This is a genomic window from Dactylosporangium sp. NPDC051485 (genome assembly GCF_040682015.1).
GTDB lineage: Bacteria > Actinomycetota > Actinomycetes > Mycobacteriales > Micromonosporaceae > Dactylosporangium.
In genome coordinates this window covers 61,785-77,565 of sequence record NZ_JBFAZW010000026.1, presented here as the reverse complement: position 1 = coordinate 77,565, position 15,781 = coordinate 61,785, and the positions used below count along the sequence as shown (strand labels likewise).

8 protein-coding genes are annotated in these 15,781 nt (G+C 71.9%); 4 read left to right on the top strand and 4 right to left on the bottom strand.

The window, feature by feature from the left end; genetic code table 11:
- Positions 1–2: 2 nt before the first annotated feature.
- Positions 3–599: a DUF6346 domain-containing protein gene (locus AB0M46_RS17540; protein WP_363337061.1), complete on the bottom strand. Its 597-nt coding sequence runs from the start codon at positions 597–599 to the stop codon at positions 3–5.
- On the bottom strand, positions 596–7,015 hold the full coding sequence (locus AB0M46_RS17535; protein ID WP_363337060.1) for an RHS repeat-associated core domain-containing protein: 6,420 nt from the start codon (positions 7,013–7,015) through the stop codon (positions 596–598). Before AB0M46_RS17535 ends, AB0M46_RS17540 begins: the two co-directional genes overlap by 4 nt.
- Positions 7,016–7,302: 287 nt before the next feature.
- Here AB0M46_RS17535 and AB0M46_RS17530 point away from each other — a divergent pair, with 287 nt between their 5' ends.
- Positions 7,303–11,007, top strand: a complete 3,705-nt coding sequence (locus tag AB0M46_RS17530) for a ricin-type beta-trefoil lectin domain protein (RefSeq protein WP_363337058.1) — start codon at positions 7,303–7,305, stop codon at positions 11,005–11,007.
- A gap of 50 nt (positions 11,008–11,057) precedes the next feature.
- Here AB0M46_RS17530 and AB0M46_RS17525 read toward each other — a convergent pair whose 3' ends face one another.
- On the bottom strand, positions 11,058–12,599 hold the full coding sequence (locus AB0M46_RS17525) for a Na+/H+ antiporter (protein ID WP_363337056.1): 1,542 nt from the start codon (positions 12,597–12,599) through the stop codon (positions 11,058–11,060).
- A 64-nt stretch (positions 12,600–12,663) separates the two neighbouring features.
- The gene (locus AB0M46_RS17520; protein ID WP_363337054.1) at positions 12,664–12,837 is read right to left on the bottom strand and encodes a hypothetical protein; all 174 of its coding nucleotides are present in this window, start codon (positions 12,835–12,837) and stop codon (positions 12,664–12,666) included.
- 25 nt (positions 12,838–12,862) lie between these two features.
- Between AB0M46_RS17520 and AB0M46_RS17515 the strand changes: the two genes are divergently transcribed.
- From AB0M46_RS17515 to AB0M46_RS17505, 3 genes are all read left to right on the top strand, one after another.
- The gene (locus AB0M46_RS17515) at positions 12,863–13,384 is read left to right on the top strand and encodes a CGNR zinc finger domain-containing protein (protein ID WP_363337052.1); all 522 of its coding nucleotides are present in this window, start codon (positions 12,863–12,865) and stop codon (positions 13,382–13,384) included.
- 47 nt (positions 13,385–13,431) lie between these two features.
- Positions 13,432–14,346: an NAD(P)H-binding protein gene (locus AB0M46_RS17510; RefSeq protein ID WP_363337051.1), complete on the top strand. Its 915-nt coding sequence runs from the start codon at positions 13,432–13,434 to the stop codon at positions 14,344–14,346.
- Between the two features lie 96 nt (positions 14,347–14,442).
- Entirely contained in the window at positions 14,443–15,774 is a 1,332-nt protein-coding gene (locus AB0M46_RS17505; protein ID WP_363337049.1) for a condensation domain-containing protein, read from the top strand.
- Positions 15,775–15,781 lie beyond the last annotated feature (7 nt).

Sequence of the window (15,781 nt, the reverse complement as noted above, 5' to 3'; positions counted from 1 at the left end):
GCTCAGTCCTTGGCGGCGGAGGCGACGAGGCGGGCGCCGAGCTGCATCACGCGCTCCCGGCCGAGTGCCGCGGCGAGGAATGCCCACAGGGAGCACAGCAGCAGGGCGAACTCCGGGAAGTACGAGAGCACCCGCACGATCTTGTGCAGCCCCGGCCACCAGCCGCCCGTCGGCCGCCCGTACGAGCAGCCGTTGTGGTCCGGCAGCGAGCACACCTCGCGCAGATCGACCGGCTGGCCGGCGTCGGCGGGGCTGACCACCGAGTGGCCCAGCAGGATGTCGAGGACCCGGCCGTCTTGCGTGGTCACGGTCACCCGGCACTGCCACCAGTAGCCGAACCCGTCGCCGCTGACCGGGCCGGCGCGGTTGCAGCTCTGCACCGTCCCGGTCGCCTTCGTCTGCGGCGTGCTCGACCGCCACGCCGCATTGCCCTTGTACAGGTTGAGCACCGTGGCGAAGGCCAGCCAGACGACGACCACGGCGGTCAGGTACACCAGCCCGGTCAATGCGGCGCGGACCCGCAGCCGGAGCTCGGCAGCCCACGAGGGCGGGCCGTCGCCGGCCGCGCCCTCGTTCGGCTGTGCAGGCCGATCGGTCATTCGAATACGCCGGTCACCGCTGGGAACAACAGCCGCTGCGGGAATGCCCAGCCGTGCTCGTAGCCTTCCTTGATCTCCGAAATCCCGCCGGGTATGACGGCACCGGTGACCAACGCATAGGCCATATCCTTCGAGCCCATGCCTACGCCGACATTGCGGGCGACGGATTTCGTCACAGACCAGACCGCCTTGCCCGCCGACCCCTCAGCGGCCCCCATCACGGCCTTAGTATAGTCCGCCTTGAATCCGTAGGCGCTGCCTCGCACGAACTGGCCGATGTTCGTGGCCTCCTTGAGCTTGACCGCGTCTTTCGTGCCTTGCCACAGTTCGCCGAACGCCGCGCGGCCGCCCTTCGCCGCACCCTTCGCCAGCGGCCCGGCGATGGCGTTCCTGATTTCCGCCTTGGCGATCCCCCCGACCATGCCCCTGGCGACGGGGCCGGCCGCACCGGCGAGCGCGCCCAAGGCGGTGCCGACCACCAAGTCCCTGGCGAAGGAGCCCCAGCCGTAGCCTTCGCCCTTGCTCATCTCCAGAGCGCCCGAGACCGCGCTCTCGACGAAGCCGCCCAGCGCGCCGCAGAGGACCGCACCGCCGCCGCCGGTCAGTGCCGCACAGCCGACGCCCACCACGATGCCGGCGATCAGCCCGACCGCCTCGCTGTGCCGCTGCGCGAACGCGAGGCTCGCATCGTAGGCCTGCTTGGTGCGGCAGATCATGTCGAAGGTGCCGCACTTGGTCTTCTTCTTGGGCTTCTCGGTGGTGCTCTTCGGCTCCTTGGGCGGCTTCGGCGGCGCCTGCCAGCCGTTCTCCGGCTTGTTGGTGGCGTTCGGCGTCGCCTCGTCGGAGCGGTCGTAGTTGCCGGGGCCGCAGTCGAAGTGCGCGCACGGGGTCTGCTCGTCGTATGCGTCCGTGCCGTTCGGGTCGGCCCGGTTGATCGGGTCGTCGCCGGCGTACGTGTAGCCGCCGAGCTGGTTCGGGTCGGCGGTGTCGAGCACCGGGTCGGCGCTGACGAACCGGCCGTCGACCGGGTCGTAATGTCGTGCGCTGAGGATGGTCAGCCCGGTCGAGGCGTCGGTCTGCTTGCCGAGGAACCCGTGCGCGTCCGGCCACTGTGCCGGCGCGGTGCCGCGCGGCGCGCCGAACGGGGTGAACAGTCGCCACTGCGGGTTCTGCCCGTTGTGGTCCAGCGACATGGTCGCCGTGCCGACCTTGTCGTTGACGAGGTAGGTGTACTGGGCCGCGGTCGTGCCGGTGCGGACGGCCTGGGTCCCGTCGGGCCCGGTGTAGTAGCGCTTGCCGCTCACGGCCGTCGTGTCGGTGTTGAGCGTCAGCTCCTCGCCCGGCAGGAACAGCGTGGCCGTCTTGGCGCTGACGTCGCGCTGGAGCAGCACGTTGCCGTTCGCGTCGTACACGTAGCTGGCGTTCACCGTCGAGCCGGTGCGCACCGCGCTGAGCTTGCCCTCCGGGTCCCAGCTGAACGTCTGGTTGCCCAGCTGCGGGGTGGTGCGGGTGGTGCTGTTGCCCAGCACGTCGTACTGGAAGGACCGGGTGGACGTGCCGGCCGGACCCGTGGTCGTCGCCGACTGCAGGGTGTGCGGCTGGCTGGTGCCGGTCGGGTAGACGTACGTGGTCCTGGTGTCCGCGCTCTGCCCGGCCAGGGCGTGCTGCACCTCGGCCGTGCGGTCGCCCACGCTGTTGTACGTCCAGCTGCTCCAGTACGGGCTGATCCCGCCGACGGTCGCGTTGCTGCCACCGGTCGACAGGTCGCTGGCGCAGTTGTCGTTCGCCGTCCACGCCGTGGTGAGCCGGCCCAGCAGGTCGTACCGGAAGCACTGCGTCTCGCTCGACGTGGCCGAGTTGCGCGCATCGACCGCCTTGAGGACCTTGCCGGCCGCGTTGTAGGTGTACGTCACGTCGTTGATCCGGGAGGTGCCGGTCCCGCTGCGGTCGACGTACGTGTTGAGCAGCCGGCCGCTGTGCTCGTCGTAGATGTTCGTGGTCCACGCGGTGTTCGTGGTGCCGAAGCCGAGCTTCGTCTGCGACACCTGGCCGTACGGCGAATAGACCGTGGAGTCGATGTAGTCGCCGAACGAGCTGCCCACGCCGGACATCGAGTCCAGCGCGGTGTACGTCGTGTTGACCGTCTCCTTCGGCAGGCCGCCGGCCAGCGGGTAGTTCGTCTTGAGCAGCAGGCCGGCCGTCTGGCTGTACTCGCTGCTGAAGGTGTATGTCCCGGCCAGGCCGCCGTTGCCCGGCGCGGCCGGGATCGTCACCGTCTGGCCGAGCTGCTTGCCCCAGGCGTCGTAGCCGGAGATGGTGGTGACGTATGCCCAGCCGCCGTCATAGCGGGTCGCCGAGGACAGCTGGCCGATGCCGTTGCTGATCGTCGTCGAGTCGTAGGACCACGTGGAGCGCGGCGAGCCGGTGCCGGTGCCGTCGTACTCCCCCGTCCGGCGGCCCAGCGCGTCGTAGGTGAAGCTCAGCGTGTGCCCGAGCTGGTCGGTCGACGCGGTGAGGTTGCCGGTGGCGTCGTACTTCATTGTCGACGTCCCGGTGTCCGGGTCGGCCTTCGAGATCACCCGGCCCTGCAGGTCGAACGTGCTCGTCCAGACACTGCCCCGCTCGTCTGTGGTGGTGTCGGCGTTGCCGCGCCGGTCGTAGTGGTAGCCGATGTGGACCGGGCTGCCGCCGCTGACGACCGAGCCGCTGACCGACGGCTGGCTGGTGTAGCTCAGCAGCTGTACCCGCCGGCCCAGCGCGTCGACGATGCTCGTGGTCGGGGTGCCCCCCTGCGGCGGGATGGTCGTGGTGCGGTCACCGCCGTAGATGGTTTGGGTCTGCCACTTCACGGCGCCCTTGGACTGCGAGACGGCCAGCGTCCGGCGGCCCATGCCGTCATAGGTGAACACGTCCTGGTTGGGGATCTGGTTGTCGTGGCCGACCATGTCCAGCATCGTGGTGCTGGGCGCGGACGAGGCGTCGTAGTAGCTGTTGTTGGACTTCACCGTCCAGCCGTGGCTGTCGTAGAACGTGTCCGTCACCAGCCGGCCGCCCGACGGGCTCGGCGACTGTTTCTGCCGGCTGCGGGCCAGGGCGTCGAAGAGCTCCACCTCGGTGCGGTAGGAGCCGTCGTCGTTGATGGTCGAGGTGCTGGCGGTGGACGGCACCGTCTGCGACACCGTGTAGGCGAACTTGATGTTCGCGCCCTGGTTCAGCGCACGACCCGGTAGCCACACCCCGGTCAGCCGGCCGAGCGCGTCGTAGGTCTTGGTCGTGGTCTGCTGGTTCGTGTCGGTCTGGGCGATCTCGTCGCCGTGCGTGGGCTCGAGTGTGGTCGTCGCGGTGTGCCCGGCCGCGTCGACGACCGCGGTCTGCGACGTGTGCCCGTTCGTCATCGTGTACGTCGAGGTCGAGCTGTAGCCGCGAGCGTCGTACGACTTGGTGATCCGGCCGTAGCCGTCGTAGAGGGACTTCTTGGTGGTGACGTAGGCGAACACGCCGTCGGTCTCGGTCCCGACCTGGTTCACGCTCACGTTGCCGACGCTCGGCGCGGGCGCCGGCCAGGTGGTGTTGAAGTCGTCCGTGTCGTAGAAGGTGCGCACGCTGGACACCACGTCGGCCGGGCGGCTCACCGAGGCGGGCGCGGTCAGCCCGTTGACGCCGCTGCCGCCGCACGGCAGGGCGAACTCCTCCTTCTGCGCCACGAAGCTGACCAGGTAGGCGGCATTGTTCGTCGGCGCGTACGTGGTGACCGCACAGCTGGCCTGGCCGGGGTCGGTGACGTCGCCGTAGTCGTACTCGACCGTTTCCAGGCCGGTGCCCGTGTCGTAGGTCGTGTCGGTCCGGGTGGTCCGCCAGGCCGGCGTCGCCGACGACGTGATGGCCGCGGTGTTCTTGACCGAGACCGCGCGGGACATCTTGGCGGTGAGGTCGCCGACCGAGGCCGGTCGGGTCCGGGTCGCGCGCGCGGGGCTCACCCAGTAGTCGGTCACCGTGCTGTGGTCGACGGTCCCGCCGTCGGCCGTGTAGGTCAGGGACTGCCGGATGGAGCCGGCCAGTTCGTTCGTGTCCGGCACGCTGGCGGCCGCTCCCGGCACGGGCACCGCCGCGGACAGCGACACGGTCGCGCTGCGCCGGCCGTTGTTGGGCAGCTTGTCGCCGTCCATGCCGCGGAAGTAGATCTCCTCGCCGAGCGTCACCGGATCGGTGCCGCCGCCCTTGCGGGTCAGGACGCGGCCGAATCCGCGCCACTGCCCGTACGTGCGGTTCTTGTCCTTGACCAGTTCGCCGTCGTCGTAGTGCCAGGCGGCGCCGCCGAGATACTCGTAGCTGGTGAGCGACGGCGGGCTCTTGCCGGTCGGGTCCTGGTCGGTGACCTGGGTGACGACGTACTTGTGGAACCAGTCCAGCTGCGGGTCCTTGTACCCGTCGCGGGTCCAGTAGACCGGATAGCACAGGCTCGTGTTGGTGGTGACGTCCTGGCTGACCGGCGCGGTGCACTCGGTGCGGTAGCCGACGCCGATGGTCTCGCCGGTCTCGGTGGTGATGGCCGAGATGCGCGGGTGGTTCATGGCCGGCGCCGCGTCGATGCCGTCGGCCCGGTTGGGCAGCTTGGTCAGGTCGAAGCTGACCGCGGGCAGGGTGATCGCGGCGGCGCCGGTGCCGGCGGTGTGCTGGATCGACGACAGCCACATCGCGGGCGTCGTGCCGTCACCGGGGTCGGGGAACGACTGGGTCAGCGCGTAGGAGTCGACGTCGGTGTAGCCCACGCCGTCGTAGATCTGGGTCGTGATGGCGTTGGTGCGCAGGCGGGTCCAGAACGTCGGCGCGTGGTTGTTGCACGTCGCGCCGGCGTTGCAGTTGAGGTCGTAGGGCGTGTCCGGCCACTTGGTCGGCGCGCTGGCGATGTTGCCGGGCGCGCACGCCGTGGCCGACTCGGTGCACCGCTCGGCCTGCGTGAAACGCACCCGCGCCGGGGCCGGGCTCGCGTACGGGCTCGGGTCGCGCAGGCCGTAGTCGGCGTGGTCGAGGTAGCCGCCCCGCACGTACTTCACGCCGGTCGTGCCCTTGTTGGCGCCGTAGTAGTTGATCTCCTGCTGGTAGTAGTAGGCCACGGCGTTGTGCCGCGGATCCACGACGTAGTCGAGGTCCCACTTCCAGCCCATGTCGCAGCCGGAGGAGGCGAACCCCGCGCTGCTGAAGCAGGGTTCGCCGGAGTGCGCGCTGTAGACCCGCTCGGTGTACGTCGAGTTCGTGGCCGGGTTGCCTGCCGCGTAGCCGGGCAGCTTGTTCAACCCGAAGAAGTACTGCACGCCGTCCTGGGTGGTGATCTTCCAGTACTCACCGCCGTGCGCGCCGTTGTCGGCGCCGGAGAGCAGCTCCACCTTGGCGCCGTTGTCGTTGGCCATCTTCCACTTGGTGGGCAGGCTCGCGTCGTAGACCAGCTCACCGGAGCCGGCGCCGAACGCCACCCGCACGATCGGCCCCGACCAGCACATGTCCGGCACCTTGGGCGCGGTGCCGGCCGGGTCGTCGGTGCACGAGCGGTACGAGCGCTCGACCGAACCCGGCGCGTAGCTCCAGCCGTCGCCGAACCCGGAGGACTGGTTGTTGGTGGCGACCTGCTCGCCGTCGACCGACTGCGAGGAGTACGACAGGGCGACGCCCGGCGTCAGGTCACCCGCGACCGGCGGGACATCGATGGGGTACGTGTAGCCGAAGTCGCCGTTGCTGCCGCCCGCGGTCCAGGTGCCGGACGGCTTCAGCGCCGTGGCGGTGTAGTCGCCCGTCGTGCCCGCCGGCGCCGCCGCGAGCGCGAACATCGTGGCGGCGCCCGCGCCGACGCCGAGCGTCGCCGACAATGCGCCGGAGGCCTTGTCCCGGCTGGTGGCCAGCGGCGTCTGGGCCTGGCAGGACGAGTCCTTGGGGCTGGTCGCCGCACACGCGGGCAGGCTCACCAGCCGCAGCCGCTGGGCCCAGTCACCGCCGTAGAGCCCGGCGATGCCCGAGGGATCGACCCAGACGCGGACCGGTCCCTCGCCGGCCTGCGCGTCGGGCGCCTTCGCCTGCAGCAGCAGGCCGTCGACGCCGGCGTCGCGGGCGGCGTCGCGATCGGCGAGGGCGATCTGCACGCGCGATGGCGAACCGGGCTCCGCGGCCACCGTGACCGGCATCGTCCCGGCCCGCACCGCCGTCGAGGCGTGCTTGGGATCCTGCGCCTCCAGCGCCCGGGACAGGTCGACCGTCGCCGTTGCGGCGGCCGGCCAGTGCACCGGCGCCGGCTGCCACCGCGGTCCCGGATCCGCCTGGTGCACGGTGACCGGCGCGGCGGCCGAGCCGTGCACGCTGGACCACTGCTGCTGGGCCGGTGGACGGATCGGTGCCGGCCGGGAGTGGACCAGCACGACCAGCGGCACGCCGATCAGGGCCGCCAGGAGTCCCGCGATTCCGCCCCAAATCGGGCGAACACGAATATGCCCGGATTTTCTTCTGCCGATCATGCTGCAAACCCCCGTGAGCGCAATATGGCCGTCCGCACGCTACGCCGACGGTCATCAATGCGGAAGTCTCGACAAACGCGGGCAGTGGTCGTATCGTCCGCCACAACATGAGACTACGGGGGATCATGATGGCCAATGTTATGGCCTTTTTTCGCCATTCCTTAGCGTCGACTATTCGGCGAGGAGTCATTTCGCTGCTCGTGGTGGCCGGCCTCACGGTGGCACCCACGAACGCCTCGGCCGCACCGGCGCCGGCGAAAGCACCTCAGGCACCGGCGTCGGCGCGGATCGACGAGCGGGCCGCCGCCGCGGCGAAGGCCCGGCTCAGCAGGCAGCCGGTGGAACTCACGTCCGGCACGACGCCGACCGAGCGGACCGTCGTCAACCCCGACGGCACGCTGACCACCGCACTGAACGCCCAGCCGGTCCGCACCCGGCGGGGCGGCGCCTGGGTGCCGCTCGACGCCACCCTGCAGCGCAACGCCGACGGCACCTACAGCCCGGCCGCCGCGGCGAACCCGCTGGCCATCTCCGGCGGCGGCTCCGCCGCACTGGCCAGCATGACCAGCGGCGACAGCCAGGTCGCGCTGTCCTGGCCGAACGCGCTGCCCGCACCGGAGGTCTCCGGCGCGACCGCCACCTACCGCGACGTGCTGCACGGCGTGGACCTGGTGGTGACGGCGACCGAACAGGGCGGCTTCTCGCACACCCTGGTCGTGCGCGACGCGGCCGCGGCGGCCGACCCGGCGCTGGCCAGGCTGCGCATGCCGGTGACCACGCGCCGGGCGACGGTGCGGCCGGACGGCGGCGGGATCAGCGTGGTCGACAGCCACGGCCGGACGGTCTACACCGCACCGGCGCCACAGCTGTGGGACTCCACCGCCCCGCTCACGCTGGCCGCCACGGCACCCGCGGCCCGCGACGCGGCCGGCGATCCGGCGGCGTCCAGCACGCACGAGGCGGGCTACGCGGCCAGGCGCGGCAGCGTCGGCGTGCAGGTCTCGTCCGACGCCATCACGCTGACCCCGGCACCGGAGGTCCTGCGCGGCAGCGGCGTGCACTACCCGGTCTACGTCGACCCCTCGTGGAACCCGAACTCGACGTCGAGCACCCGCAACGCCTGGACCTACGCCAACAGCTACTACGCGACGCAGTCGTACTTCAACAGCAGCGACTACGCTCGCGCCGGCTACACGGCCTTCGAATCGCCGTACTACAAGGCCCGCTCGTGGTTCCAGTTCCCGGTTCCGACGAACCTGTGGGGCGCCAGCATCATCACGGCCACCTTGCAGACGCATTCGGTTTGGTCGGCCAACAGCAGCGCCTATTGGTTCGGCGTCTACCACACCTGCGGGATCAGCAGCGGCACCACCTGGAACAGCCAGCCGTGCACCGGTGCACGCATTGATCACCGACAATTGTCTGGCAACTGGCGCAGCGACGGCAGCTACAACCCGATGGAGCACGACTTCGACGTCACCGGCGAGATCGCCGCCGCCGCTGCCGGACGCTGGTCGACCGACACCATCGGCCTGTTCAACGACACCGAGACCGACAAGTACGGCTGGCGCAAGTTCCAGAACAACCCGACGGTCGCGGTCACCTACAACTCGGTGCCCAACACACCGGGCCAGGCGGCCACCAGCCCGGCGGTCCCGTGCTACACCGGCACCGGGACGCTCGGCCAGATCGGCAACACCGCCATCACGTTCTCGGCGAACGTCAGCGATCCGGACGGCACGCAGACGCTGCTGGACGCGCAGTTCACGATCCAGGACGTGACCGCCGGCACCACCCTGGCCGCGCCGACCGTGACGGTCAGCAACAACCAACTCGCCACGGTGACCCTGGCCGCGAGCCAATTCGCCGACGGCCACACGTACGGCTGGAACGTCAGGGCGAGCGACGGCCGCGACACCGGCCCGGCCACGCCGACCTGCCAGTTCAAGGTGAACAAGCAGCAGCCGGCATCACCGGGCGTCACCTCCGCCACGTACCCGGCGGACGCCACCGGGCCGCCGATCGGCACGGCCGCGACGTTCACGTTCACGCCGCCGGCCGGGAGCGACCAGCCGATCAGCTTCGTCTACAGCCTGAACACCGTGCCGCCGGTCGCCATCCCCGGCCAGTACGGCCCGTTCGCGGGCGGCACGCTGGTCCAGGCGGCGACCACCGGCGCCACCAGCGTCTCGATCACGCCTCGGCATTTCGGGCCGAACATCCTCTACGTGTACGGCATCAACGGCGCCGGCAACGCCGGACCGGTCAGCGCGTACCGCTTCACCACCGGCGCCCCGGCCCAGCCGGCCGCGTGGGGTGACGTCAACGGCGACGGTCTGGCCGACCAGATCGCCGTCGGCACCGCCTTCCGGCCCGGCGCGTGGCTCTACCCGGGCACCGACAAGGCCGGCCATCTCGGCGCACCCGTGCAGATCGGCGCCGGCGGCACCGGCGGTGCCGGCAGCACGTCCAGCGCCACCGACTGGATCGGCGCGATCGGCAGCGCCACCGAGTTCACCGGCGACGGCGTGCAGGACCTGCTGGTCAAGCTTCCGGCCAGCGACTCCGACGGCAACGTGACGGTGCTGCCGGGAACCGGTGACGGCGCGCCGTTCGACGCGCTGCGACGCATCCGCGTCATGCTGCCGAAGGTCGACGGCAGCGCCGGCAACCAGACGGTCGACCAGGTGGTGGCCTCGCCGCTGCCCAGTGTGACCGGCTCGCCGCTGCCGGACCTCTACGTCGTGGTCGGCGACAACCTGTACCTGTACCCGCCGGGCTTCCCGCCCGGCAACTTCGAGGCGCCGATCCTGATCTCCAGCGGCTGGACCGGCCGGACGATCGCGGCGGCGGTCAACGGCACCAACCCGGCGTTGTTCGCCCGGACCGATGCGACCGGCAAGCTGGAGCTCTACACCGGCAACACGGCGGCCGGCACGCCGGCGGGCACCACACCCTCGGTCGTCTACGCCACCAGCGGCTTCGACGCGGCCGCGAACCCGGTGCTCACCGGCACCGACATCAACGCCGACGGCAAGCCCGACCTGTGGGCCGACACCCACGGCACCGCGCTCAACGCCCGGATCAACACCGGCAGCAACACGCTCGGCGCCGCGGTCGGCAACCCGCTGGGCAACCAGGGGCTGCTCAAGTCGGGGGTCGCCGGGTTCTGCGCCGACAACTCCCACGGTGCCAACACGACCGGCAACACCACGTGGGGCTGGACCTGCAACGGCGGCCAGCTGTCGCAGTTCTGGACGATGCCGGGCGACGGCACGATCCGCATCGCCGGCAAGTGCCTGGACGTGACGAGCAGCGGAACCGCCAACGGCACACTGACCTGGCTGTGGGACTGCAACGGCGGTGTCGCGCAGCAGTGGAGGCCGGGGGCGAACAACTCGCTCATCAACCCCAACTCCAACCGCTGCCTCGACATGGCGATGCCGGCGGGCAACGGCTCGGCCCTGCGGATCGAGGACTGCACCGGCACGCCGCAGCAGTCCTGGACGTTCACCGCGGGCGACCTCGGCCCGATCCGCTCGGCGTTCGCCGGCAAGTGCCTCGACAACAACACCGGCAGCATGGTCAATGGCAACCCGATCCAGCTGTGGGACTGCAACTTCGGGTACAACTCGCAGACGTGGCTCGTGCTCGGCGACGGGCAGATCCAGATGGCCGGCTTCTGCCTCGACGTCACCGGCAACGCCACGGCCAGCGGCACCCTGGTCGAGCTGTGGCCGTGCAACCACGGCGGCAACCAGCAGTGGACGATCGGCCCGAACTTCACGCTGATCAACCCGCAGTCCGGCAAGTGCCTGGACGTGCCGAACTCCACCACGGCCAACGGCACCCGCCTGCAGATCTGGGAATGCAACGGCACCAACGCCCAGAAGTGGACCGTCCACTGAGTCACCGTTGACACCAGGCACCAGAGAGGACCCAGCCCCCGGGGGCACGGTCACGGCTCGCCCAGCGCGGAGTCCTTGAGGTCCAGGGCGCGTTGCCGGCGGCGGCGGGTGGCGTCGCCGATCTCGCCGGCGTTGTGGAGCCGGTCGAGCTCGCGCAGCTCGACGGCGATGAGCTCGCGGTGCACGGCGTGCGCGGAGAGGTCGTGCTCGCCGGCGCGCTCCGGGTGCTCCTCGATGCGGTGGTTGAGGGCGCGGCGCAGGGCGGCACCGACGGCCGGGGGCACCGACCGCAGGTCCTCGAGCTCGTCGAGCCGGGCCAGGGCGGCGCGGGCGGTGCGCACGTCGGCGAGCGTGTCCTCGGCGCTGAGGGCGGACGGGCTGGCCGCGATCCCGGACCGGCGCACCAGCGGGCTGAGGGTGAAGCCCTGCACGGTGAGGGTCAGCACGATGACGGCGACGGTGATGGTGATGACCAGCGCCCGCCCGGGCAGTGCGCCGCCGGCGCTGGTGAGCAGCGGCAGGGAGAGGGCGGCGGTCAGCGGCAGCACCCCTCGGGCGCCGGCCCAGGACACCACGGCGGCGGTACGGAAGCCCGGCCGCCGCCCGGCCGGCGCGGGCAGGAACGCGGCCAGCGGCAGGACCCACAGGAACCGCACGGCGAGCAGCGTCGCGGCGACCGCGACCACCTGCCAGAGCAGCCGTGCGGGGTCGGCGGCGACGCCGGCGACGAGCCCGGGCAGGGTCAGCCCGATGACGGCGAAGACGACCGACTCGAGCAGGAAGACGACCGTGCCGTAGACGGCGTGCAGCTGCAGCCGGGTGCCCGGGTTGGTGAGGCTGGCCGACAGGCCGCCCAGGATGACGCTGGCCACCACGACGGCGGTGACGCCGGAGACGTGCGCGGCCTCGGCGGCGACGTAGGCCACGTACGGGGTGAGCAGCGCGATCACCGTCTCCAGGACCGGGTCCTCGGTGCGCCGCCGGATCACCGCGACGCAGGCCGCGACCACCGCGCCGACGGCCGCGCCGCCGCCGGCCAGCAGGACGAACTGGCCGACCGCCCGCTGCCACGACAGGGCGCCCCCGGCCACCGCCCCGGCGACCGCGACCCGGAAGAGCACGAGGCTGGTCGCGTCGTTGAAGAGGCTCTCGCCCTGCAGCAGGGTGTGCACCTTCGCCGGCAGCGGCAGCCGCCGGCCGAGCGCGGTCACGGCGACCGGGTCGGTGCTGGCCAGGATCGCGCCGAGGACGAAGGCCATGGCGGCGGGCAGGCCGGTGACCGCGGCGGCCACGACGCCGACGGCGGCGGCCGAGGCGAGCACGAGCCCGAAGGCGAGGATCGTCACGGGCCGCCAGACCCGCCGCAGCTCCCGCCAGGACAGGTCCTCCCCGGCGGCGTAGAGCAGCGGGGGCAGCACGATGAGCGAGACGAGCTGCGGGTCGATGCTGATCCGCGGCACGAACGGCAGCATCCCGGCGGCGACCCCGGCGGCCACGAGCAGCGAAGGCGCCGGCACGCTGAGCCGCCGCGCCGAGACGGCCACGACGGTGGCGAGCACGATCAGCGCCAGAACGGTCCCGACACGCTCCACGCAACGCCCTCCGGCCAGCCGACATCCCCTGCCGACCAGACTTCCCGGCGCACCACGGATAAGCCTAAACGTCGCGCGGGGCCGCCACCGAGCGGCGGTCCAGGACGAGCGTGGCGACCTCGACCCAGCGGCCGCCGCAGGCGCAGCGGCGGTAGCGCACCAGCCCCTCCGACGTCGGGTGGACCGACTCGACGGCGGCCCCCGCCGCCGCCCGCCCGCAAGCAGTGCAGTTCTCCATGCGTCAAGCGTGCTGTAATGGCCTTGTGCAATTCAACCCTTACGGCGGCACGGGCGCCTTCCTGGCCGCCGAGCTGCTGAACGCGCCCGCGCTGACGGCCCCGGCGCTGGTCCGTGCGCTGTCCGGCCTGGAGATGACCACGCACGACGTGGACGAGTCCCACGCGGCGGCGCTGGCCGCCTGGATCGAGCGAGCCCGGCCGGTCTTCGGCGAGCCGGACGAGCACCGGCAGATCGCCCTGGTCAACGGCCTGCTGGCCGAGGCCACCACCTCGGTGCGGGTGTCCAACCACGACGGCAAGGCGCCGCACCTGCACTACACGGCGGCCATCGACGACCCGGTCGAGCGGATCCGCTCGGCGATCGCCGGGGGCCTGGCCGTGGCCGTCTGCGGCGCCGGAGGCTCGCGGCTGGGCCGCTGCGGGCGGCCGGGGTGCGGCGTGGTGTACGTCGACACGTCCCGCAACGGACGCCGCCGCTTCTGCACCACCACCTGCGCGAACCGCATCAACGTGGCGGCCCACCGGGCGCGGGCGGCGCTGAGGTAGCACGGACGCCCGCGGTTGAAGGGGCCGCCCGGGGGCATCGAGCCGGGATGTCGAGCACGGGGATGACGCTGGTGACCGGGGCCGGGGGCGGGACCGGCGGCGTCGGGCGGACCGTCGTGGAGCTGCTGCGCGGGCGGGACCTCCCCGTCCGGGCGTTCCTGCACCACGACGACGGGCGGGCCGGCCCGCTGCGGTCCGCCGGGGCCGAGGTCGTCGTCGGCGATCTCACCAGCGGCGCCGACGTGGCCCGGGCGATGGACGGCTGCCGCCGGGTGTACTTCGGCATGAGCGTCTCGCCGTCCTACCTGCAGGCGACCGCCGTGGTCGGGGCCGCCGCCCGGGCGGGCGGCGACCTCGAGCTGCTGGTCAACATGTCGCAGATGACCGTGTCGCAGATGTCGCTCACCAGCACCGGCGAGTCGGCGCAGCAGCACCTGCACTGGCTCGGGGAGCAGGTCCTGGACTGGTCCGGGCTGCCGGTCGCCCACGTCCGGCCGACCGTGTTCCTCGAGAACCCGCTGTTTCGCATCCTCGCCCTCGGCACCATCCGGCGCGACGGCACGATCCGGCTTCCGTTCGGCAGCGAACGAACCTCGCCCGTCGCCGCCGCCGACGTGGCGGCCGTCGTGGCGGCGCTGCTCACCGAGGACCGCAAGCCCGACGTCTACGAGCTGACCGGGCCGCGGGCGCAGCGCATCGACGAGTTGGCCGCCGACCTGACGACGGCCCTCGGCCGGCCGGTGCGGTACGTGGACGTCGACTACGACGAGTGGGTGCGGCACGACCTCGAGCCGCTGGGCCTGCCCCAGCACGTCGAGCAGCACGTCGCCACGATGGCGCGCCTGCACGCCGAGGGCCGCTACGACCGGGAGACGGACACGGTGCGGCGGCTCCTCGGCCGCCCACCGGCCACCGCCAGCGACGTGTTCAGCGGCTGGCTCGCCGCGCCCGGCGGGCCGTGAGGCTTTTTTCGGGATTTGGTGTAAGTGGCATGCAAAGCCGTGGAACAAGGCCGAACGGCGGATCACAGCGGTCGATCTCTGTGCGAGCATCCACCCGTGGAGACGATCGCCGTGTCGTTCGAGGGGCCAGGAGCCGGGGCCGGACCGCTGACCTGGGGGCAGCTCCAGGTGTGGGCGGCGATGGTGGAGACCGACTCGTCGATGAGCATGGGTGGCGCGATCGCCGTCGGCGACGGGCGCACCACCGAGGACATCGCCGCGGAGATGCGGTTCTTCATGGGCCGCTACGCCGCGATGCGCACCCTGTTGCGCTTCGACGCCGACGGCGAGGTGACTCAGGAGGTCTTCGGCACCGGCGAGGCCTTCCTGCATGTTCTGGACGTCGGCGGCGGGGAGGACCCGTCGGCCGCCGCCGAGACCCTCGCCGCCCGGTGGCGCGAGCGCAAGTTCGACTACGAGACCGAGTGGCCGCTGCGGATGGCCGTGGTCCGCCAGGACGGCGCCGTCACGCACGTCGTCGCGCTCGTCTGCCACATCGCCTCCGACCTCGGCGGCATGACGGTGATGATGCGCGAGCTGGCCGAGCGCGACCCGCGCACCGGCGCGCCGGCCGGCCCGTACGAGGCGCCGCAGCCGCTGGACCTGGCCCGCCAGCAGCGGGAGCCGGCGCTGGCCCGGCAGACCGCGGCGGCGATGCGCTACTGGGAGGGGCACCTGCGGGCCATCCCCGCCAGCATGTTCCGCGGGCCGGTCGACCGCGGCGAGCCTCGCTTCCGGCAGCTGCGCTGGCAGTCCCGCGCCCTGCACCTGGCCTCCGGCGCGCTGGTGGACCGGCTCGGGGCCGACCCGGCGTGGGTGCTGCTGGCCGCGTTCGCCGCCGCCTTCGACCGGGTGCAGCCGGGCAGCGGGCCGCTGGTGGCGATCACCATCGTCGGCAACCGCTTCCGGCCCGGGCTGCGCGACGTGGTCAACCCGGTCACCCAGGACGGCCTGTGCGTGCTCGACGTGGCCGGGGCGGAGCCGGCCGAGGCGGTCGCGCGGGCGCGGACGGCGTCGATGAGCGCGTCCAAGTACGCCTACTACGACCCCCAGGCCCGGGCCGCGCTCACCGAGCGGCTCATCCGCGAGCGGGGCGAGCACCTGGACCTCACCTGCATCTACAACGACCGCCGCACGGCCGCCCGCACGGCCACGGTGCCCGGCCCGGACTCGATCCGCGCGGCACTGGGCGAGACGGCCGAGCTGTCGGAGGAGCCGCTGCGGTTCCTGGGCCCCAAGCTGTTGGTGATCGTCGAGGACGTCGCGGACGTGGTACGCCTCATCGCCGCCGTCGACACCCGCCATCTGTCCCTTGTGGACCTGCGCGCGATGCTGCAGGAGATGGAGGACTTCGCCGTCGGCGCGGCCCTGCACACCGTCGCCTCGTAAAGGACCG